This window comes from Hymenobacter sp. DG25B (genome assembly GCF_000801315.1).
Lineage (GTDB): Bacteria > Bacteroidota > Bacteroidia > Cytophagales > Hymenobacteraceae > Hymenobacter.
On the sequence record NZ_CP010054.1, the window covers coordinates 430,897 to 453,224 of the forward strand.

Genomic DNA, 22,328 nt, shown 5'->3' on the forward strand with positions numbered 1-22,328 from the left:
ATTCGCCGATATATTCCGTATCATCTTTTCAAAGCCTGTTTTAGGCGCTATTACCTTATTTCCGGAAGCTTCGTAACTACTCCGAAGCTTACCTCTTACTCAACCCCGCCGCCTGCGAAAAAGACAACCACTGGCGGCCCGTTTTCTACATGAAAGAAAAAGACGACTCTGCCGCCCCCCGCGCCCCTCGCGCGAAGGCGACCCGCGGTGACCACGCCGCCGCCCCGATCAGCAAAGACCAGCTGTTCCGCATCTTCCGCGACAACCCGGGCAAAGTATTTTCCTACCGCCAACTCTCCCGCCGCCTTGGCGTGACCACCAAAGAGCAGCGCGACGACATCTTCAGCCATCTGAAGGCGCTGCGCAAAACCGGCCTGCTTACGCTGCTTCAGAACGACGATTATCGTCTGACTGATGCCAGTGCCCTGCAGCAGGCTACTGAGCCCGCCAGCGGCCGGAATACGCGTAAAAAACAAGAAGACATGAAGCCCCGCGGTGGTGGCCGTCCGGTGGAATCTGAGTTCGGGCAGGACCCCGTGGTGCACCGCCGCCGCGAAGCCGGCTTCGACTTTCCCGGTGACGAGCCATCCGGTGCCCGCCGTCGGCGCGAGCATGGTGGTGGCGCTGCCGAGGTGATAACCGGCACCGTGGCCCTGGCCACCGACAAATATGCTTTCATCATCAGTGAAGAAAGCGAGCAGGACGTGCGCGTGTTCACGGACCGCTTGATGTATGCCATGCACGGCGACACGGTGCGGGTACGTCTGCGCGGCTCCCGCGACGGCCGCCCCGTGGGCGACGTGGTGGAAGTGCTCAAGCGAGTGCGCCCCGAAGTAGTGGGCCGTCTGCAGGTGCAGGGCGGTATCGGGTTTGTGAAGCCCGACAACCGCAAGCTGTACTTTGATGTGTTCGTGCCTTTCGAGAACCTGCAGGAAGCCCGCAACGGCGAGAAGGTGCTGGTGCGCATCATTGATTTCCCGGAAGACCCCAGCCGCTCGCCGGTGGGGGAAGTGCTGCGCAGCTTTGGCCCCGCCGGCCAGAACGAGGCCGAGATTAACGCCATCATGGCTGAGTTTGGGTTGCCGTTTGAGTTTCCTTCGGAGGTAGAAGCCGAGTCGGAAACTATATCGGAGGCCATTCACGTGCAGGAAATAGCCCGCCGCCGCGACTTCCGCGACATCACCACCTTCACCATTGACCCCGCCGACGCGAAGGACTTTGATGATGCCCTCTCTATCCGGAAGCTGGAAAACGGCCATTGGGAAATTGGCGTGCACATTGCCGACGTAACCCATTACGTACGCCCCAACACCGAGCTGGAGCGCGAGGCCAAGCACCGCGCCACCTCCGTGTACCTGGTAGACCGGGTAATTCCGATGCTGCCCGAGCGCCTCTCCAACGGCCTCTGCTCCCTGCGCCCCCACGAAGACAAGCTGACCTTCTCGGCCGTATTTGAGCTGGATGAAGAAGGCAAGCTCTATGATTCGTGGTTCGGCAAAACCATCATTCACTCTGACCGCCGCTTCGCCTATGAAGAGGCCCAGGAGCGGATTGAAGGGCTGGAAGCTGACTACACCCAGGAGATTCAGCTGATGAACAGCATTGCCAAAAAGCTGTGCGCGGCCCGCTTCAAGCAGGGCGCAATCAGCTTCGAAACCCAGGAGGTGAAGTTCCGCCTGGATGAGAACGGCAAGCCGTTGGGCGTATATGTGAAGGAGCGCAAAGACGCGCACAAGATGATTGAGGAGTTCATGCTGCTGGCCAACCGCAAGGTGGCGGAGTTTGTGTTCAAGCTCAAAAACCGCAAGCCGCGCCTCACCATGGTGTACCGCGTGCACGACGCCCCCGACCCGGACCGCCTGCAGAACTTCGCCCTCTTCGCCCAGAAGTTTGGCCACACGCTGGACCTCACCAACCCCAAAAAGCTGAGCGCCGAGCTCAACGATTTGTCGGTGGAAGTGGTGGGCAAGCCGGAGCAGAACGTTATTCAGACGCTGGCTATCCGCACCATGGCCAAGGCCACCTACACCACCGACCCGCGCGGCCACTTTGGCTTGGCCTTCGACCACTATTCGCACTTCACTTCGCCTATCCGCCGGTACCCCGATATGATGGCGCACCGCCTGTTGGAGCACTACCTGGAGGGCGGCAAGAACATGGAGGTGGAGCCCATTGAGGAGGAGTGCAAGCATTCCTCGGAGCGGGAGAAAATTGCCGCCAATGCCGAGCGCGCCAGCATCAAGTTCAAGCAGGTGGAGTTCATGTCCGAAGTTATCGGCGAGCAGTTCACCGGCGTGGTGTCGGGCCTCACGGAGTGGGGCATGTACATCGAAATTGAGGAGAATAAGTGCGAAGGCATGGTGCGCCTGAGCGACATTCCCGGCGACTATTTCGAGCTGGACAAAGACAACTACCGCATCGTGGGCCAGCGCAGCAAGCGCATCATCCAGTTCGGCGACGAGCTGCAGGTGGTAGTAAAAGCCGCCAACCTGCTGGACCGCACCATCGACTTCGAGCTGGTAGACAACCGTCCCGATTCCGTGAAGCAGCGGGAACAGGAAGAGCGCCGCAACAGCAAACCCCGCGGCTACCGCCCCGAGAAAAGTGGTGGCCGGCCCGGCGGTAAAGGTGGCAACCGCAGAAGGTAAAGCCACGGGCGTGTCATTGCGAGGCGCCAGCCGAAGCAATCCGTCCTCTACGAAGTACGACCGTATATTACCCCAGAAAGCCCTTGACGTAAGATACGTCAAGGGCTTTCTGGTTTATTAGGGCTTATCACATTTCAGAGGACGGATTGCTTCGTCGTGCCTCCTCGCAATGACACCGGGCGTCACTCGCCAAGACATCTATTCTCACAAAACCAGCCTCCACCGGTTTCCTCCGTACCTTTCCCCCTGAACCGTACCCGCTCCTCCGTGGACCTTTCTTTTTTCGCTGATAAACTCTCCGCTGGCCTGGCCCAGCTGCACTACGGCCACCAGCCTACTGCCCTCTACGAGCCCATCCGCTACATCATGGGGCTGGGGGGCAAGCGCATCCGCCCTCTGCTCACCCTGCTGGGCGCGCACCTCTTCACCCACGACCTCGACCCCATTATCAAACCGGCGCTGGCCACCGAAGTCTTCCACAACTTCACGCTGCTGCACGACGACATCATGGACCAGGCGCCCCTGCGCCGGGGCCAGCCCACGGTACACGAAAAATGGAACGCCAACGTGGCCATTCTGAGCGGCGATGTAATGCTGGTGCGGGCCTACGAGCTGTTTTTTGACGTGCGCCCCGAGCTGCTGCCTCAGGTGCTGCGCCGCTTTTCGCAAACGGCCGCTGAGGTATGCGAAGGCCAGCAGTGGGACATGAATTTTGAAACCGAAACCCAGGTCAGCATTGAGCAATACCTCGATATGATTCGGCTGAAGACAGCCGTGCTGCTGGGCTTTGCCCTGGAGCTGGGTGCTCTGCTGGGCGGTTCTTCTCAGGAAGACGCCGACCACCTGCGCCAGTTCGGTACCGATATCGGGTTGGCCTTCCAACTCCGCGACGACCTGCTGGATGTGTACGGCGACGCTGCCACCTTCGGCAAGCGGGTAGGGGGCGACATCGTTTCCGATAAAAAAACCTTTCTGCTGCTCACCGCTCAGGCCCAGGCCAGCCCCGCCCAGCGCACGGAACTGGCCCGCTACATTGGCCAGCCGGTGTCTGATGCAACGGCTAAAGTGGAGGCCGTGCGCGCCATCTACGATGAGCTGGCAATTCGCTCCCAGACGGAGGCGCTCATCAACACGTACTTTCAGGATGCCCTGCACCATCTGGAGCGGGTGGCGGCTCCCGCTGAGCGCAAGGAACCGCTCCGTCTGCTGGCGCTGCAGCTCATGGAGCGGGAAAGCTAGGCCCGCTTTTGCGGTGTTTTTCTTGCCTCTGGCAGCTGCTTGGTTATAAGTAGCTGCCCGGCTTCGTTTTAGTCTTTTGGCGCGCTATAAGGGCTTCTTTTTCACGTTTTCCTGTTACTCATGCTCACTCTGAGCCCCACCCTCGTTCTTACTCTTCTTACGGCTGCCATTTCGGTGTATGCCTGGTCCAACCATCAGCTGCTGGAAAGCTGGATTCTGAGCCCTTACAAGGTGAAGCGCCAAAGCGAGTGGTACCGATTCCTCACCTCCGGCTTCCTGCACGCCGACTGGATGCACCTGATTTTTAACATGCTGGCCTTTTACTCGTTCAGCCCCATTGTGGAAGGTGTGTTTGTGGGGCAGTTTGGTACTACCTGGGGCCTGCTGGCTTTCCTGCTGCTATACCTGGGCGGCATCATCCTCTCCGATATCCCCACCTACATGCGCCACCGCGACGACCGGGACTACCGCAGTCTGGGAGCCTCAGGCGGTGTGGCTTCCGTCATCTTCGCCAGCGTGTTGTTTCAGCCCACTGCCGGTATCCGCATCTTCCCGTTGCCTTTTGATATTCCTGGCTTCATCTTTGGCTTCCTTTACTTGGGCTATTCCTACTACATGGGCCGGAAGCGGGGCGATAATATCAACCACGATGCCCACTTCTATGGAGCTTTGTATGGAGTAGTGCTTACGCTGGCGCTTATTCCGGAAGTAGGCCCTTACTTCCTGGGTAAGATCTTAGAATACATTTCATAAATTATTGATAATCAGTTATTTAATTCAATAATATCTGAATACTTATATCCAATCCCGGGATAGTGCGTAAGAAGTGAGCAAATCTCTTCCTTCCATTCTTATAACTCTCCCTGTTATGAATAAGCTTGCTCCCTACCTGAACCGTATGGCCGTGGCTATGCCCATGCTGGCCCTGCTCCTGGTTACGTCTTCGTGCAGCCGCTACAATGCCAACGGCGGCCTGGCTACCTGGGGCTACGTGCTGCTGGCGCTGGATATCCTGGCCATGATTGATGTGTTCCGTCAGCCTTGGTCAATTGGTAAAAAGCTGCTGTGGGCCGCTATTATCTTTTTCTTCCCCCTAGGCGGTCTGATAATCTACTGGTTGTTTGCTGGCCGCGGCAAAGCCTAGACTTTCCATTTTTTACAGCAACGGCCCCCTGCAGATCCTGCAGGGGGCCGTTGTCTTTTATAGTTGTTGTTGGAAGCTGATTACCTTTTTTGGGTCCGTTGCTTCTCTAGTTGCGCTACCTGCCGGGCTAGCTCGCCCCCGTTGGTTATCTGCTTCACTTGCCAGTGGTCGCCCTGGTTTTGCAGCTTTACCTCCAGTACCAGCGTAGTATCGTAGCGGGGCTGCGTGAATTCCAGGCCTACCAGCGCGTCGTTGCCCTGGCGCTGATTGTACTTGATGCCTTTAAAGCGACTATCGGGACTGATAATGGCGCCGGCCATTCCCAGCACCTTCACGGGTAGTGCCGGCCGTGTCGCCGCCCCGCTAGGGTTGGCTTCAATGTAGCGCACTATCTCCTGCCGGGCTACCTGGCCCAGCTGCGGTTTAAGCAAGCGCAGGGCGCCTTGCATCAGCATGCTTCCTCCGCCCGGAATAGCTTCCATTACGCGCTGGTCGGTCATCTGCTCTACCAGGTCATCGGTTAGAGTATGCAGGTCTACGTAGTGCTCAAACGTGGCTACGTCGTGCATTTTTGCCGCTTTCACAGCTTGCATCAGCGCGTATTCCGGCCCGCCTACCAGCCGCTTGTAATACAGATAGCCACCTATTCCTACAGCTGCCAGCACGGCTATGAGCAATAATTTCTTCATTGTTTTTGGTATTAAGCTGATAAAACAGCGTCTAAGAAGCCTATCCGTTACCCTACGGGAGTATGCGCGCGTAGATACAGTCTATGCCACATACTATTGCCTCACGACCTGAAGTTCATGGACACCGTGGATGCCGGGGCTTGCGCCCTGAAAATACCATGCCTGGCTTCCTGCATGCCCTTTCCCTAGGTGTAGACACGTTGGAGTTGGATGTGGTTATTTCCGCCGATAATCAAGTGGTAGTATCGCATGAGCCGTGGTTTTCCCCGGCTATCTGCCGCCTGCCTTCTAGCCTTCCTATTCCCGCCAGGTCTGAGCAGCAGCACAACCTTTATCAGCTGCCTTATAGCGCCATTCAGCAATACGACTGTGGGCTGACTCCGCATCCTGGCTTTCCTTTTCAGCAGCCAGTTGCTGCGGTTAAACCCTTACTCCGAGACGTACTCTCGCAGGTATACCATGCGGCCCAGGCTATGGGGCGTGTGCTGCCTCATTTCAGTATTGAAATTAAGAGTGAGCCGGCTGGTGACGGAGTCTTTCATCCTACGCCGGCGCGCTTCCTTGAGCTCGTTATGGAGGTTGTTAATGGGTCGGAATTCTACGGCCGCACCACGCTGCTCAGCTTTGATCCTCGCATCCTGCAGGTAGCGCATACACGGTATTCCTCAGTGCCGCTGTGCCTGCTGGTTGAGGATGAAATTCCCTTGTCGGCTCATCTGGCAAAGCTGGGCTTTATACCCGCAGTCTACGGTCCGCGCTACTCCCTTGTATCGGCCGAGCTGGTAGCGACTGTTCACGCCTTAGGTATGCGCCTTATCCCCTGGACAGTAAATGAGCTTGAGACCATGAAGGCACTCCTGGTTCTGCACGTTGATGGGATTACCACGGATTATCCGGACCGTTTACTGGCGCTGTTAGCCTCCTGATTCATTCCGTTTACTATGGCTAAGCCTTGTATTGCTTTCGCATTACAAGGCTTAGCTGTGCCTTGTTCTCTGGCCATAGCCTATGTGGGTGTTCATGTTGGCTAATAGTGCAATAAAGAGCCTCTTTTGAGTGGTTTAAACATGAGGTTTACGGGCTTTGTAATATTACACTGATTGTTGTTTGTAATATGTATCACCTTTTTGTAAAGCGTAAAAGTGTTTAATTGTTATCTGTAAAGTGTTGCATTATTTGTAAACATGTAATTGATACACTTTGTAACTGTAATTTGTTTACGTATCGTATTTGTATTGCTTGTCCGTTTTTTACATCTTTACGTTTCCCCAGTAATACACCCTATCTATATGCCACACCAGGGCGAAATCCTGCAGGAAGCCATTAAAAACAGCGGTATTTCCATTACCCGTATAGTGGAAGAGCTGGGTATTACACGTCCTACTATTTACCGTAAGTTCAAAGATGAGACACTTGATTACGCTTTTGTAAAACGTATCGGTGATATAATTTCGCATGACTTTTCGAACGACTTTACATTACCGCAACAAGCATCTTTACCATTTGTAACATCCGGTTATAATGTTACACCCGTTACACCTGTTACAAATCGTCATTCCGTTACACCTTCTTCTGTATCATTAACTGATCAGGACTATGCCAAGCAGCTAATGGTCCTTCAAAACAAGTACATAGCCTTATTAGAGGCGTACAATGAGTTGCTATTGAAAGTGTATGGTCCGCGCTAACAAAAATGTTCCACGTGAAACATTTTTGTCCAACCATAGTAGCGGACAGCGTAATAGAGAGGAGGGGATGAAGGGGTAGCAGAAGGGCTGAATTGCCAATCTGGCAAAGGGGATAAGCCAATAAACCAGTAGTAAGCAGCTAGAGGAAACCGGGTGAAGAGAGAATAGCTAACGCGTGAAACGGGCGCCTGGCAGAAAGGGAACCCCAGGCGGGTAGCCGTTATGGATGCCTATGTATGACTCGGGGAAATAGCCTGATCAAATAGGGGTAGAATAAGCGAAGGTGCTGCCAAATCGATAGGAGAAAGTAAGGTAGAGAGTAGGCAAAAGGGGGGAGCCCGATACCCGATAAGGGTGGAGGGACCAAGGTGAAGTAACTAGGTAAATGGTCAGAGCTGCCCATACTTCATACACGTCTTGGACAAGGGGAAGAGAGTAGCCACAACCACTTCATGAAAGGGGCGTTCATTCAGAGTATCCAGGAAGTGTTTCAAAAAAAGAGAGGCGCTAACAAGAGCGCTCTGAATAGCAGAACAGAGGAAAGCTACCAAAGGCAGCTGTACAAAAGGCGCGCACTCGCTGAGCCTGCTATGGAAGCATAAGCAGCGAAGAGCCAATCTGAAGGAGAGGGTGAGAAACCCAAGGCAAAGGCCGCAGTGGATAGCCCTTAGAAAAAAGAAATGTAAGGGGGCGAAGGACAGGAGTTGCCTACAAAAAGATAACCTCTGAAATTACCTGCTCACCCACCTCGGCATTGATGATATCCAATACCCGGGTCTTAGCCATAACCAGCTCATGCTTGAGCGGGGCAGAGCTTAGGCGCACGAACAGCTTGCCATTGCTCACATAGACCTGTTGGGTTTTCATGGCTACAGCCTTCCCCATTACCCGTTCCCAACTGGCTACGACCGTGACCTCATTTAGCTTCCCCTGGAGGCGGTACGCCTTTAGCAACGCCGTAATGCCGTCCTTCAAAGGCACAATATCACCCTGACGAGAATTTGGGTTGGAATTATGCTTTTTCAAAGTGAAGTGGTATTATGACGCGCGGAATTACGCTGGGAAGCTGAACAGCAAAGATAGGGATGAAGAAGGTCGATTGGCTTTATAAAGCGCGAACGGAGCCACGCTCCACTACAAATCTACTTACCTGGTCAGAGAGCGAAGCCAGGATCCGGTCGGTGCGCTCTAGGTGCGTATCCGTAAGAAACACCTGGCCGAAGGTATGATCAGCCACTAACTGAAGAAGCCGGGTGATACGGCGTTCATCGAGGCGGTCAAAGATATCATCGAGCAGGAGTAGGGGCTTGTGACCTTTGCGAGCGGCGGCCATTTCAAACTGGGCCAGCTTCAGGGCAATGGCATAGGACTTTTGCTGGCCCTGGGAGCCGTAGCTCTTTACGGGCATACCATCCATAAGAAAGACAAAGTCGTCTTTATGGGGGCCGCTGGTGGTGCGCTGAAGCAGGAGGTCCTTTCGTTCGTTCACGCGGAGGAGCTTGCCAAAATCAGCGTCGCTTAGCTGGTTTTTATACTCCAAAGTAACCTGCTCCCGGCTGTCGGCCAGCTGCTCATAGTGCCGCTGGAAAATAGGAGTGAACTCCATTAGGAACTGTTGGCGCTGCTGAGTGAGTTGCTCGCCCAGAGGAGCCAGCTGCTCGTCCAGCACTAGGAGGTAGTCCCTATCATAACCGCCCTGGCGCTCGGTAGCCAACTTGAGTAACGAGTTGCGCTGCCGGAGTAGGTGAGAATAGCGGATCAATAGTTCCAGATACGCGTGGTCAAGCTGCGAGATGAAGGAGTCGAAAAACTTGCGGCGTTCCTCGCTGCCCTGCCGAATCAGGTCCGTATCATAAGGAGAAATAAGCACCACCGGGTACTTCCCAATATGGTCTGATATCCGCTCGTAGGCTTGCTTATCGTGGGTCAGAGCTTTCTTCTGGCCGGCCCGCAGGCTGCACTGAATAGTTTCCAGGGTATCAGCGGGAGGGGAGCGAAACCGTCCCTTCACCACGAAGAACTCTTCTCCCTGCTTAATGCTCTGGGCATCGGCGGAAGTAAAGGCACTTTTCGTCAAACACAGATAATGGATAGCATCCAACAGGTTCGTCTTGCCACTACCATTGTCTCCCACGAAACAGTTGATATGCGGAGACAACCGTAGGGAAGCTTCGTCGTAGTTTTTGAAGAATAACAGGTACAGACTATCCAGTATCATTCGGTTCGGAATTGCAATCCTTTTACGTACTTTCGCATCCCAAACGCGAACAACCGAAAGCAAGATGGCGGAGACGAAAGTAAAGGCTACCCCAAAAGCTTCCAATTCGGCGAAAAAATCGCCGGCTCCGAAAGCTGAAAGTAAGAACAAGACTGCGACTCCGGCTACGGTAAAGCAACCGGAGCCGATGATGCCGCCGGCGGGTGCCCCGGGTTCTCCGGCGCCTAGAGCTACGTCTACGGACAAGCCACAGTTTCCGAAGGAGACCTATATGCAGTGGTATGAGCAAATGATGCTCATGCGCAAGTTTGAAGAGAAAGCTGGCCAGCTATACGGCCAGCAGAAGATAAAGGGCTTCTGTCACCTCTACATTGGGCAGGAAGCCTGCGTAGCCGGGGCGGTATCAGCCCTGACCAAAGGCGACAAATACATTACGGCCTACCGCGACCACGCCCACCCGCTGGCGCTGGGCACCTCGCCCAATGCCATCATGGCCGAGCTGTTTGCCAAAGCCACCGGCTGCTCCAAGGGCAAAGGCGGCTCCATGCACATCTTTGATAAGAGCGTGAATTTTGTGGGCGGCCATGGCATTGTAGGAGCGCAGGTTCCGATGGGTGCCGGCATTGCCTTCGCCGAGAAATACAACAAGACCGGCAACCTGTGCATTTGCTATATGGGTGATGGTGCTGTGCGCCAGGGTGCCCTGCACGAAGCCTTCAACATGGCCATGCTGTGGAAGTTGCCGGTTATCTTCGTGGTAGAGAACAACGGCTACGCTATGGGTACTTCCGTGCAGCGCACGTCCAACGTAACGGAGCTGTATACCTTAGGCGAAAGCTACGATATGCCTTCTGAGCCCGTGAATGCCATGAGCGTAGAAGACGTGCACAACGCCGTGGCCCGCGCGGCTGAGCGTGCCCGCGCCGGCGAAGGCCCTACGTTCCTGGAGTTTAAAACCTACCGCTACAAGGGGCACTCCATGAGTGACCCCGCCAAATACCGCACCAAGGAAGAGCTGGAAGATTACCGCTCCCGCGACACCATCGAGTCGGTACGCCACACCATCCTCAGCAACAATATGGCTACCGAAGAAGACCTGGCCGCCATTGATGAAAAGATCAAAGCGCAGGTACAGGAATCGGTCGAGTTTGCTGAGACCTCCCCGTACCCTACCGCCGATGAGCTGTTCAAGGATGTGTACGTGCAGCAGGACTATCCTTATATTCGCGACTAGTTCCCCAGCGGAGTAATAACCGGCTTCTAGGCCGCCTTTCTGAAATCAAGTAATGTCAAAGATTCCCTACACGCGGAACAGTCCGCTGAACCGCAGCCAGGTAAACCAGGTGCCTGCCGACCCCTCGCAGCCCAATCCGGAAGCCCTCAATCCGGAGCACCCGCTGTTGGAAGATCCGGATGCGCTGGCCGCCCGCCTGGCTGGCTCGGAAGATTTCGTACGGAGCAACAAAAATGTTCTGCTCGGCATTCTGACCGTAGTTATTCTGGCAGTAGTAGGAGCTTTTGGCTGGTATACCTGGCGTAATAAGCAGGATGAAAAAGCGCAAGCTGCTCTTTTTCAGGCAGTTAATTACTGGGAGGCTGATTCCGTGAAAAAAGCCATGAAAGGCGACGGTCAGTACGAAGGGCTGGAAGCAGTAGCATCCGAATACGGCAGCACCAAAGCCGGCAACCTGGCCAACTTTTATGCAGGTGCCGCCTCGCTGAAGGAAGGCAAATTCCAGCAGGCTATAGATTACCTGCAGGACTTCAGCTCCGATGATGAGCTGTTACAAGCCCGCGCTTACGCGCTGCAGGGCGACGCCAACCTGGAGCTGGGCAAAACCAAGGAAGCCGCTGACCTGTACGAAAAGGCTGCCGACTACAAAGCCAACGAATACTTCTCGCCCAGCTATCTGCTGAAGCAGGCTACCGCCCTGGAGCTGGCCAAGGATAACGCCGCGGCCGTAACGGTATACGATAAGATTCTGACCGAATACCCGGCCGCTGCCGAAGCCAACGAGGCCAAGCAATACAAAGCCCGCGCCCAGGGTTTGGCCGGCGGTAAATAAGCCCTGGAAAAAGCATTGAAAGCTGCGCTCTTCCGTGAGGAGGAGCGCAGTTTTAGTTTACGATTCAGACCAGACGCACAACTCCGCATGGCCACTTCCCTCAAAAACCTAAGCGACTATACTTCCGACCACTTCATTGACATCAGTGAGAAGAAATTCGGGCTGGTGGTAGCCGAGTGGAACCGCGAGATAACCGACGTCCTCAGCCAGGGAGCCTACGACACCCTGCTGAAGCACGGCGCCAAAGCAGAAAACATCTACCGCAACACGGTGCCCGGAAGCTTTGAGCTAACCCTAGGCGCGCAGCTGCTGGCCCAGCACGAGGAAATAGATGCTGTAATTTGCCTGGGGGTAGTGATTCAGGGCGAAACCAAGCACGACGATTACATCAATAACGCCGTAGCCCAAGGCATTACCCAGGTAGGGTTGAAATTTAACAAGCCCGTCATTTTTGGGCTGGTGACCACCAATACCCTGGAGCAGGCTTGGGACCGGGCGGGCGGCAAGCACGGCAACAAAGGTGTGGAAGGCGCAGTAGCCGCCATTCATATGCTAGGCTTCTAAGTAGTTAAGACAACGAAAGTCAGCGCGAGCGGGAGCAGAAAGCTGGCTGTTCCCAACAAAAGCGTAGCTTTGCGGCCGTATTAAACCGGGGTCGGTTGAGAAAGGCCGAGAAGGACACCTGCTGGCGCTACAACTTCAAACTAAATTGAAACGCCTGCTGTTAAGTCATATCTAGCTTAAGTCAGACTATCCGGAATTTTGCTAACCCACTTATAATCAATTCCCTGTTCCCATGAGTGAAGAAACCCTACGCTATTCCAGGGAAGAACTGGCCGAGTTTGAGGCGATTATTCAAGACAAACTCACCGCTGCCCGCAAGGAAGTAGCTTTCATCAAAGAAACACTGAGCCGCAAGAACGATTCGGGTACGGACAACACCGCTTCTTCCTCTAAAGTGCTGGAAGATGGCGCCGATACCGCCGAAAAGGAAAGCCTGAACCAGTTGGGCGCCCGGCAGATGAAATTCATCCAGCAGTTGGAAAATGCGCTGGTACGCATCAAAAATGGCACTTATGGCGTGTGCATTGGCACCGGCAAGCTCATCCCCAAGGAGCGCCTGCGGGCCGTACCGCATACCCAACATTCCATTGAAGCCAAAATGGCTCGGCGCGACTAATTACTGCCGCTCCTGCCTACTTGCCCGGACTATCGGCCGGCTGCCCACTTGGGGCTGCGCCGTTGGTCCGGGCACTGTTTTCTCCGAGTTTTCGTTTCCTCGAAAACCTGATTTTTTAAGTACCCTTTTTGAATCGGTACCGTAGCGATACGGCACGCAAGCCTGCACTTATGGGCAAGAAACATTTCTCCGACGACACTCCCGGCAGCCGGGGCCGCACGGGCAGCCGCCCCTCCGGTTCTTCCAGAGGCTCCTCCGACAACTCCCGCAATTTCTCCGCCCCCGCCGCTCAGAAGGCGGTGCCGGCAATGAGCGCCGCTTTGGTGGCAGCTCCGCGCCCCGGGGCGGCGACTTCAGTTCCCGTCCAGCCTTCGGCCGTCCGCCCCAGGGCGGGCAGGGTGGCTATGGTGGCCCCAAGAAATTTGGTGGTGCCGGCAGCTACGGCGACAAGAAATTTGCGCCCAAGCGCGACTTCGACCGGGATGCCCCGCGCCGTTCCTATGATGACCGGCGCGAAAGCAGCTCAGGCTATCGGGAGGAGCGCCCGGTGAAACCCTTTGAGCCAAAAGGTACCTGGGCCGGCCAGCCATACCGGCACGAGGATAAGCCCGCCGTACCCCGCGGCGACCGGGGCGAGCGGAACCGCAAATTCAATAAAGTAGGCCCCAACCCGGCGCCGGCTGCGGCCCCACAAAAGGCTTTCGATAACGACGAATACCGGGCCCCGGAGCGCGGCGCGGATCTGGGCCCGGACCGTGAAATCCGTCCGGCCCGCCCCTTCGATTTCCGGGGTCGTCCGGATGAAGGTACGTTTGAGCGGGAGCGGCCCCGCAGCGCGCCTGACCGCCGTGAAGGTGGTGCCGGCCCCCGCAGCTCTGGCGAGCGGCCCGCCTTTGGCAGCCGCCCCCCCTTTGACCGCAAAGACAGCGGCAGCCGCCCCTATGGCAACCGAAACGAAAGTAACAGCCGCCCTGCTTACGGCGACCGGCCGCAGGCGCGCCCTTACGGCGATAAGCGCGAAGCCCGACCCTATGGCGAGGGAGGAAAAGACCGTACCTATGGTGACAAGCGCGAAGCACGCCCGTATGGCGAAAGAAGTGAGCGGCCGTATGAGAAGCGCGACGCCCGCCCAGCCGGCGCGGATAAGCGCACTGACCGGGATGCGCCTTCTAACCGTGCAGGTAAGCTGAAATACGGCGAAGTGGCCGGCGTAGCCCCCGAGTACAAGAACCTCAAGTTTTACGAGGAAGATAAAAACCGGGGTAACAAGCGCCGCCGCGAGGAAGAAGAAACCAACTCCGACGAAATCCGCCTGAACCGCTACATTGCCAACGCTGGTATCTGCTCCCGCCGGGAGGCAGACTCGCTGATTGTAGCGGGCGAAATTAAGGTGAATGGAGAGGTAATTACTGAGCTGGGCTACAAGGTGAAACCCACCGACACGGTGCAGTACGGCAAAACCAACCTGAACCGCGAAAAGCTGGTGTATGTACTGCTGAATAAGCCCAAGGACTTCATCACCACCACCGAAGACCCTGAAGGTCGGCGGACGGTGATGGAACTGGTGGCCAGCGCTTCGAAAGAGCGTATTTTCCCGGTAGGCCGCCTGGACCGCAATACCACCGGCCTGCTGCTGTTCACCAATGATGGGGAGGTAGCGCAGAAACTCTCGCACCCCTCGCATAAAAACAAGAAAATCTATCAGGTAGAGCTGGACAAGCCCCTGACGGAGGAGCACCTGAAGCAGATTACGGCTGGCTTGGAGCTGGAAGATGGCAAGGCTGAAGTGGATGACGTGGCCGTAGTGGCCGGCAACCCGCATTTTGTGGGCGTTGAGATTCACATTGGCCGTAACCGCATTGTGCGCCGCATTTTTGAGCACCTGGGCTACGATGTGGTAACCCTGGACCGCGTGCAGTATGCCGGCCTGACCAAGAAGGACCTGCCCCGCGGCAAATGGCGTTTCCTGTCCGAGAAAGAAGTTATCCGCCTGAAATATTTTATGTAGCAAGCAACCCCGAACGGGGTTGCCGACTCCTCCTGGCAACAGCTTCGGCCTTCTATGCACTTACTCACCCTCGACATTGGTAACACAGCGGCAAAGCTGGGCTATTTCATGGAGGGTGAGTTGGTGCAGCAGAAGGCCGGTTTGCTTCCGGAGCAGGTAGTGGATATGGTTTCCCGTCTGCGGCCGGATCATGCTATTATTGCCACCGTTTCAGCCCGCCCGGTAGTGGAATGGGTGCAGGAACTGCAGCCGTATGTGCGGGGCACGGTGCTGCCTTTTGCCCCGGCCACTACACCTCTCCCCCTGCGGAATGCTTACGACACGCCCCATACGCTGGGGGCCGACCGTTTAGCCGCCGCTGTAGGAGCCGCCACTCTTTTCCCTGGGCAGGATGCGCTTATTCTGGATGCGGGAACGGCCCTGAAGGCCGATTGGGTGGAAGGCGGCCATACGTTTCGGGGGGGCAGTATTGCGCCGGGACTGCAGCTGCGGTTTCAGGCTTTGCATACTTTCACGGGGCGGCTGCCGTTGGTAGAGGCGCCTGCGCTGGCAGAAGAAGTGCCGCTAACCGGTACTGATACGCCGTCGGCCATTCGTAGTGGTGTGGTGAATGGTATGGCGGCCGAAATGAATGGAATACTGGCCCAGTATCGTCAGCAAAGTCCGCACTTGTCGGCCGTTCTGACCGGTGGCGACGGGCCTTTCTTTGAACCGCGGCTGAAAGGACGCATCTTTGCAATTCCCGAGTTGGTTCTGCTCGGGCTTCACCGAATTCTGGTGCATAATGTCAAGTAAGAAATTCGCCGGCTTCGTTGGCTTGGTAGTACTCAGTGCGCTGGCCGCTCCACGCAGCCAGGGACAAGGTCTCGGTAACTCTCCTTACTCCCGGTTGGGGCTGGGTGATGAGGTGCCCAATACCGGCGGCGTTCGGCAGCAGGGTATGGGCGGTGCCGGCCTGGCCGCCCCCAATGGGGCCCACGTGAACGACCAAAACCCGGCCATGCTGTTCTACACCACGCGCACCACTTTTGAGCTGGGCCTGAACGGGCAGTACAAAACAGTGAAGAACCAGGTAGCCTCGCAGAAAGATGGGAGTGCTACGCTGGGCTATATGGTGCTGGCCGTGCCGCTGTCCAGCCGGTGGGCAGCTTCCCTGGGGCTGCGGCCCTATAGCGTGGTCGACTTCGAGGCCAAAGCCGTAGATAAGGTGCAGGGCGACCCCAATGCCCGCTCCTTGAAGCAGTATGAAGGTACGGGCAGTCTGAGCCAGGTATACCTGGCGCAGGGTGTGAAGGTGGCCAAAGGCCTCACGGTAGGAGCCACCGCTTCCTACATCTTCGGGGCTATTGATCAGAAAACCAAAGCCACGCTTCTAACCGATACCACCTCCGTTAGCCCGTCTACCACCACCGCCGTGGTAGGGGAGCATACCTATTACTCCGACTTCAACTTCCGGGTAGGTACGCATTACCGCACGGCGCTCAACAGCAACCTGAATCTGAATGTGGGCGGTACGTATACGTTTGACTCTAAGCTGGATGGTACTAACTCCGTAGTGCTGGATCGGGAGCGGATTGATGGCACCCTGCTGGAACGGACGCCCGTGCAGGATGACCAGCCGGGCGCGGCTACGCTGCCTTCCACCATTCAGGGTGGGATTTCCTTCGATAATAACAAGAACTGGACCGTAGCGGCCGATGCCAGCCAGACCAAGTGGTCGGATTACCGGGGCTTTAGAGGCACCAATGCCACCCCGCTGGATAATACCTTCCGGGTAGCGGCCGGGGGCGAGCTGACTCCTGATCCAACCTCCGTCGACAGCTACTTTAAGCGGGTAACCTACCGCGTGGGCCTCAGCGTGGCCTCCATGCCCTACCGCCCGGCCGGCCAAACTCTCTACGACCGGTCCGTTAGCTGGGGCTTTACCTTGCCCGTACCCTCGGCTACGGCCCTGGATGCGGCCGCTGTAAACCTATCCTTTACCTATGGCATGCGCGGCAATACGGATGTAAGCACGGCTTTCCCCAAGGGCAACATTCAGGAAGATTACCTGCGCGCTCAGCTGGGCTTTACGCTGAACAACCGTTGGTTTATCAAGCGCCGCGTAGAATAGTCGGTTTCTTTATTCTGACAGCATGAGCAGCCACGGCAGGCATTGGCTTTGGAGCGGGTTGCTGCTGGCAGCGTTGGGCACCGCCTGCGAGTCAAAGTCGACGGCCAGTGTGAAGCCCGTGGTGTATAAGGGCCCCTTGCTGGAAAGCCAGCACGTCACCATCCTATTTAGCGACTCGGCCAAGCTGCAGATAAAGCTGACGGCCCCCGTGCAGCAGCAGTTCGAAAACGGCGACCAGGTATTTCCCAAAGGCATGCAGGTCGTCTTTTTCGGGAAAGATAAGCAGGTGGTCAATACCCTCAGCGGCAACTACGGCAAGTTCGACCGGAACAGCAACCTGTATATCGTGCGCGGCAATGTGCGGGTGAATAACGCCGAGAAGCAGCAAAAGCTGAGTACTGAGGAGCTATTCTACAACAAACAGAAGGGAACAATTTACACCGATAAGTTTGTGCGGGTAGAAACCCAGACGGAAATTCTCACCGGCACCGGCCTGACCGCCAACCAGGAGTTTTCGCGCTATAAAATTCTCAAGCCCGCCGGTATTTTTACTGTTGAGCCCCCGGCGGCTGAATAACTCATGAAATTCCGCTTCGATAAGTCCTTGTTCCGTACCGTGCTCTTTTCAGTAGCACTGGTGATGTTCGTTATTGCCACCTATCAAACCATCGAGCAGAACGATAAAGACGCCATAAAGGATAATTACGAGCTGTTTATGCTCTCCTTTGGCTGCCTGCTACTCTACCGCTTGCTAGGTATGAAGTCCAAGCCGGTGCCTCCTGCTACCCCGGAAACGCCCGCAAAAAAGGCCCGCAAAACTCCGGCGGCACGTCCGCGGGCTCGTAAATAACCCTCCCATAGCAACCGCTATACGCTGCGGCACCCGCACTTTGTCTGGGGGCCTGAGTATTAGCTTTGAATGTCCGGGGGATTCTGGTTATTTTGCGCCTCATTCTACTTTTCTTACCGCGCTTTTTTCAACTAAATGGCATTAATTAAAACGATTCGGGAAAAATCGGGCTGGGCAGTCGGCACCGTTGCCATCGGGATGCTGCTCTTTATTGTCGGTGGCGACCTTATTGGGGGCAAAAACCGTCTTTTCAACCGTAATGAAACCGTCGTAGGCGAAGTTGCGGGCGAGAAAGTGGAATACGATGAGTATCAGCGCGTACTGGAGGATACTAAGCAGGCCTTTATTGCTCAGAACCAGCGCCAGCCCGACGAAAACACCATGGGCTACCTGCGCGAGCAGGCCTGGAACAAAATTCTCTACCGCCTGGCCTTCCAGAAGGAGTTCGACGCCCTCGGCCTGAAGGTTTCCGACGAAGAGTTGACCGACATGGTGCAGGGCAAGAACATTCACCCCAGCATCAGGCAGGCTTTCTCCGACCCACAGACGGGTCAGTTCGACCGCAACAAGGTGCTGAGCTACCTGCGCAACCTGGACAAGCTCCCGCCCCAGGCCCAGGACGCCTGGTATAACTTCGAAGCCAACCTGGCGCCCGAGCGCCTGGGCAACAAGTATAACAACCTCATTAAGCTTTCTACCTACGTAACGTCGGCGGAGGCTAAGCGCTTTGCTGAGGACAACAATGCCCGCGCCAGCATCAGCTACCTGCTGGTACCCTACTTCTCCATCTCCGACTCGGCCGTGAAAGTGACCGATGACCAGCTGCAGGCGTACCTGGATAAGCACAAGAGCCAGTACAAGTCGGAAGAAAGCCGCACCATTGAGTACGTGACTATTCCGGTTTCGGCTTCTACGGAAGACAGCACCTCCATTAAAACCACCATCGACCAGCTGGCCCAGCAGTTTGCTACTGCCCCCAACGACTCGATGTTCGTGAAACTGAACACCGACCCCGAGTATCCTTACAATGGTGCTTTCCTGTCGCCGGCTGATCTGCCCGAGAAGCTGCGTCAGAACCTGCCGCTCACGCCCGGCAAAGTGTATGGCCCATATGCTGAGAACGGCACCTATAGCCTGTTCAAAGTAACCGGCACCAAAGCCGGCGCGCTGCCTGCTGCCCGCGCCAGCCACATTCTCATTAAGCCCGCTGACGCCACCCCGGCCGCTAAAGCCGCGGCACTGGCTAAAGCCAAGGAAGTACTCGCTAAAATCAAAGGTGGGGCTGATTTCGCGACTATGGCGCGCCAGTACGGTTCAGACGGTACCACCGCCACCGGCGGCGACCTGGGCTGGTTCACGAAGGGCCGCATGGTGCCCGAATTCGAAAACGCCGTATTCGCGGCTTCTTCGGCTGGCCTGCTACCTAATCCGGTAGAAACCTCCTTCGGTTACCACATCATTAAAGTAACGGCGCCCAAAACCACGCAAACCTACCAAGTGGCGGCCGTGCAAAAATCCATTACGCCTTCTGATGCTACCCGCGAGGCGGCTTATGCCCGTGCCCAAGAGCTAAAAGGCAAAGCCACCGACCTCGAGTCTTTCCGGGCCGCTGTAGCCGCCGATAAAACCCTGCAGAAGCAGGAAGCCAAAGGCCTCGACAAAGGTGCTCAGACGGTGAACAACCTGCAGGGCGCCCGCGAGCTGGTGCGCTGGGCTTACTATAACGACGGTAAGAAAACCGAAGTTGGTGACGTTTCGGAGGTATTCGAAATCGGTGACCAGTACGTGTTAGCCGTGCTCACCGGCACCCGCGAGAAGGGCACGGTGGACCTGGCCAGCGTAAAGCCTGAGCTGACGGCCCTGGTGCGCAACGAAGAGAAAGCCAAGCAGATTATGGCCAAGCTGCAGGGTAAATCCGGTTCGCTGGAGCAGATTGCGGCTGCCTATGGCCCCGGTGCTCAAGTAAACAAAGCCGATAACGTGGCCATGGGTACCGGTATGATTCCCGGCGTTGGCAATGAGCCCGTAGCGGTGGGTACGGCCTTCGGCCTGAACCCCGGCCAGAAGTCTGCCCCCATTCAGGGCGAGCAGGGGGTACTGATTGTGCAGCTCAACAAGATGGACCGTCTCAACACCCCCGCCGATATCAACGCCATTAAGCGCCAACTGTTGGTGCAGCGTACCTCGCGCATGGATGGTGCCATCTACGAAGCCATCAAGAGCAAAGCAGAAATCAAAGACAACCGCCCGCGCTTCTTCTAAGCCGCGCCGCGTTGCTTGCATAAGCAAAAGGGCCGTACCTTGAGGTGCGGCCCTTTTTTGTGCCTAGTAGCCGGTAGTTTATTCTTCTGATGCAATGAATATGGCCGGAAGGTGGTTTGTGCTTAGGGGCCGCCGGTTTGGCTTATTTTCAACTTGGTTATATGCGTAACGGGTTTATCAAGAGCGGCTGGCGCCGGATGGTGGCATTGGCCATAGTTTGCGGGGGACTGGCTACAGCGCCCGTGCAAGCACAGGAAGTAGTAGGGGAGGCCGCTTTAGCGCGCGAATACGTGCGCAAGGGAGACTTTGCCAAGGCCGAGGTGCTGTTCAGTCAGCTGTCCGCTGATGCGCAGGTATCTCCCAATATTCTTCCCGAATACCTGCGCACCCTGCAGGAGCTGAAGCAGTTTAAGGAAGCCGAGAAACTGGCCAAAAAAGCCCAGCGAAAGCGCCCCAACGACCCCTTGGTAGGCCTGATGCTCGGTCGGGTGTATGAAACCAGCGGCAACACCGCGGAAGCCAGCAAACAGTACGAGCGGGTAATAGCGGCGCTTAAGCCCGAGCAGGTATTGGCCGTAGCCTACAATTTTCAGGAGCGCAACCAGCTGGAGTGGGCCGAGAAAACCTATCTGCGCGGCCGGGAGCTGGCCCACAACGACACCGAGTATGCGCCCCAGCTGATTCAGCTGTATACCCGGCTGCCGCGCACCGAGCAGCTACTGGCCGAAACCCTGCACCTGCTGCAGCAGAATGAGCGCCAGTTGCCCTTTGTGCGCAACATGCTGCAGAACAGCCTGCGTGAAGAAAAGGACTTCGATGCCCTGCAGAAACTCCTGCTGACCAACGTGCAGCAGCACCCCGAGCAAAGCGTATACAGCGAGCTGCTGCTCTGGCTGTTTGTGCAGCGCAAAGACTTTACCGGCGCGCTGGTGCAGGCCCGCGCCCTCGACCGGCTGGCCCGCAGCGAAGGCAGCCGCGTGATGGACCTGGCCGATATTGCCCAGCAAAACAAAGACTACGAAACGGCCATTGAGGGCTACCAGTATATCATTCGGGAGTACCGCAACGGTCCGCTCTACACGGCGGCCCGCCAGCGCCTGCTGCAGGCCCGCGAAGACCAGGTGCGCAACACTTTCCCAGTCGACGTCACCAAAATCAAAGCTCTGCTCACGGAGTACCAGCAGCTACTGACGGAGCTGGGCCCCGGCTCGCCCGATAGGGGCGAGGTGCTGCGCAATATGGCCGAGCTGTACGCTTTTCAGCTCGATGACAAAGCCAAAGCCGCGGCCCTGCTGGAAGAAGCCATTGCCTCGCCCCGCGCCACCGCCGAAACCATTGACCAGGCCAAAATAACCCTGGCCGATTTGTACCTGCTGCGCGGGGAGCCCTGGGAAGCCACCCTGCTGTATTCCCAGGTAGAAAAGTCGCACAAGGACTCCCCGCTGGGCTACGATGCCAAGCTGCGCAACGCCCGCCTGAGCTATTTCGCCGGCGACTTTAAGCTGGCCCAGAGCCACCTGGATATTCTGAAGGAAGCCACCAGCCGCGAAATTGCCAACGATGCCATGCAGCTCAGCCTGCTCATCTCCGATAATACCGCCATGGATACCGCCGGAGTAGCCCTGCGCGACTACGCCGCCACCGAGCTGCTGGTGTTCCAGAATAAAATACCCGAAGCCCTGCGTAGTCTGGATGCGCTGGTGCAGAAATACCCCGGCCACGCCCTCACCGATGAAGCCTGGTACTTGAAAGCCCAGCTGCAGCGCCGCACCGGCGACTACGCCGGGGCCATCACCACCCTCACGCGCATCACCGCCAACCCCAAGTACGACGTGCTCAGCGACGACGCGCTGTTTCTGGCGGCCACCATTCAGGAAGAGAACCTGAACGACAAGGAGAAAGCCCAGGAGCTGTATAACCAAGTGCTGGCCAAATATCCGGGCAGCATTTACACCGCCGAGGCCCGCAAGCGCTTCCGCAAGCTGCGCGGCGACAATCTGTAAGCCCTCTGCCTAGCGGAAGAACAGGAACATCAAGGCCAGCGACAGCAGGAAGCCCAGGTACATCAGCCCATCGGAGAGAATATATTGGCGATACTTTTGGTAAAAAGTGCGCAGTCTTTTCATGTGGCTGAAAGCAAGGCAGAAGGCGCGCAAAAATACGCAATAATGAGCCGTTAGCTAGGTTAGGCGTGGCGGCGGGCTGCGGTTTTCTTCTTACTTT

The 22,328-nt window shown here is 56.4% G+C and carries 20 protein-coding genes; 17 read left to right on the top strand and 3 right to left on the bottom strand.

Translation table 11 applies throughout. From position 1 onward, the window contains the following. Positions 1-149 precede the first annotated feature (149 nt). From rnr to PK28_RS01915, 4 genes are all read left to right on the top strand, one after another. Positions 150-2,648 (top strand): ribonuclease R, encoded by a 2,499-nt coding sequence (rnr, locus tag PK28_RS01900; protein WP_082016908.1) that lies wholly within the window; start codon positions 150-152, stop codon positions 2,646-2,648. 267 nt (positions 2,649-2,915) lie between these two features. Next, on the top strand, positions 2,916-3,887 hold the full coding sequence (locus PK28_RS01905) for a polyprenyl synthetase family protein (protein ID WP_044510841.1): 972 nt from the start codon (positions 2,916-2,918) through the stop codon (positions 3,885-3,887). A gap of 120 nt (positions 3,888-4,007) precedes the next feature. Beyond that, positions 4,008-4,640 (top strand): rhomboid family intramembrane serine protease, encoded by a 633-nt coding sequence (locus tag PK28_RS01910; RefSeq protein WP_156126194.1) that lies wholly within the window; start codon positions 4,008-4,010, stop codon positions 4,638-4,640. A gap of 115 nt (positions 4,641-4,755) precedes the next feature. Then, complete coding sequence (locus PK28_RS01915) at positions 4,756-5,031, top strand: PLD nuclease N-terminal domain-containing protein (RefSeq protein ID WP_048825438.1); 276 nt, start codon at positions 4,756-4,758, stop codon at positions 5,029-5,031. A gap of 80 nt (positions 5,032-5,111) precedes the next feature. Here the strand turns inward: PK28_RS01915 and PK28_RS01920 are convergent, their stop codons facing one another. Further along, positions 5,112-5,720 (bottom strand): DUF2939 domain-containing protein, encoded by a 609-nt coding sequence (locus PK28_RS01920; protein ID WP_044510843.1) that lies wholly within the window; start codon positions 5,718-5,720, stop codon positions 5,112-5,114. 158 nt (positions 5,721-5,878) lie between these two features. Between PK28_RS01920 and PK28_RS01925 the strand changes: the two genes are divergently transcribed. Both PK28_RS01925 and PK28_RS20255 read left to right on the top strand, forming a co-directional pair. After that, a complete protein-coding gene (locus PK28_RS01925; protein ID WP_231576202.1) occupies positions 5,879-6,646 on the top strand; it encodes a glycerophosphodiester phosphodiesterase family protein in 768 nt (255 codons plus the stop codon). Between the two features lie 363 nt (positions 6,647-7,009). Further along, a complete protein-coding gene (locus tag PK28_RS20255; RefSeq protein ID WP_071885032.1) occupies positions 7,010-7,408 on the top strand; it encodes a helix-turn-helix domain-containing protein in 399 nt (132 codons plus the stop codon). Positions 7,409-8,116: 708 nt separating this feature from the next. Here the strand turns inward: PK28_RS20255 and PK28_RS01935 are convergent. Further along, positions 8,117-8,434 carry a DciA family protein gene (locus tag PK28_RS01935; RefSeq protein WP_044510852.1) on the bottom strand — a complete coding sequence of 106 codons (318 nt, stop codon included), beginning with the start codon at positions 8,432-8,434 and terminating at the stop codon, positions 8,117-8,119. 79 nt (positions 8,435-8,513) lie between these two features. After that, a complete protein-coding gene (gene recF, locus PK28_RS01940; protein ID WP_044510855.1) occupies positions 8,514-9,626 on the bottom strand; it encodes a DNA replication/repair protein RecF in 1,113 nt (370 codons plus the stop codon). Positions 9,627-9,816: 190 nt separating this feature from the next. On the opposite strand from recF, the gene pdhA reads away from it, so the two are divergent. From pdhA to PK28_RS01995, 11 genes are all read left to right on the top strand, one after another. Further along, a complete protein-coding gene (pdhA, locus tag PK28_RS01945; protein ID WP_197070499.1) occupies positions 9,817-10,860 on the top strand; it encodes a pyruvate dehydrogenase (acetyl-transferring) E1 component subunit alpha in 1,044 nt (347 codons plus the stop codon). Between the two features lie 52 nt (positions 10,861-10,912). Further along, positions 10,913-11,692, top strand: coding sequence for a tetratricopeptide repeat protein (locus PK28_RS01950; RefSeq protein WP_082016909.1), 780 nt, complete (start codon positions 10,913-10,915; stop codon positions 11,690-11,692). 87 nt (positions 11,693-11,779) lie between these two features. Beyond that, positions 11,780-12,256, top strand: a complete 477-nt coding sequence (gene ribH / locus PK28_RS01955; RefSeq protein WP_044510860.1) for a 6,7-dimethyl-8-ribityllumazine synthase — start codon at positions 11,780-11,782, stop codon at positions 12,254-12,256. A gap of 232 nt (positions 12,257-12,488) precedes the next feature. Beyond that, complete coding sequence (locus tag PK28_RS01960) at positions 12,489-12,872, top strand: TraR/DksA family transcriptional regulator (protein WP_044510862.1); 384 nt, start codon at positions 12,489-12,491, stop codon at positions 12,870-12,872. A gap of 547 nt (positions 12,873-13,419) precedes the next feature. Further along, complete coding sequence (locus PK28_RS19490; RefSeq protein ID WP_052430511.1) at positions 13,420-14,880, top strand: pseudouridine synthase; 1,461 nt, start codon at positions 13,420-13,422, stop codon at positions 14,878-14,880. Between the two features lie 54 nt (positions 14,881-14,934). Further along, positions 14,935-15,675, top strand: a complete 741-nt coding sequence (locus PK28_RS01970) for a type III pantothenate kinase (RefSeq protein ID WP_044510865.1) — start codon at positions 14,935-14,937, stop codon at positions 15,673-15,675. Next, entirely contained in the window at positions 15,665-16,993 is a 1,329-nt protein-coding gene (bamG, locus tag PK28_RS01975; protein ID WP_156126195.1) for a BamG family beta-barrel-assembly machinery protein, read from the top strand. The genes PK28_RS01970 and bamG overlap by 11 nt, the downstream gene beginning before the upstream one ends. A 22-nt stretch (positions 16,994-17,015) precedes the next feature. Continuing rightward, a complete protein-coding gene (gene lptC, locus PK28_RS01980; protein WP_065814126.1) occupies positions 17,016-17,570 on the top strand; it encodes an LPS export ABC transporter periplasmic protein LptC in 555 nt (184 codons plus the stop codon). Positions 17,571-17,573: 3 nt separating this feature from the next. After that, positions 17,574-17,843 (top strand): hypothetical protein, encoded by a 270-nt coding sequence (locus PK28_RS01985; RefSeq protein ID WP_044510871.1) that lies wholly within the window; start codon positions 17,574-17,576, stop codon positions 17,841-17,843. A 135-nt stretch (positions 17,844-17,978) separates the two neighbouring features. Then, the gene (locus tag PK28_RS01990) at positions 17,979-20,105 is read left to right on the top strand and encodes a peptidylprolyl isomerase (RefSeq protein ID WP_044510873.1); all 2,127 of its coding nucleotides are present in this window, start codon (positions 17,979-17,981) and stop codon (positions 20,103-20,105) included. 161 nt (positions 20,106-20,266) lie between these two features. After that, complete coding sequence (locus tag PK28_RS01995) at positions 20,267-22,108, top strand: tetratricopeptide repeat protein (protein WP_052430512.1); 1,842 nt, start codon at positions 20,267-20,269, stop codon at positions 22,106-22,108. The last annotated feature ends 220 nt before the right edge of the window (positions 22,109-22,328 follow it).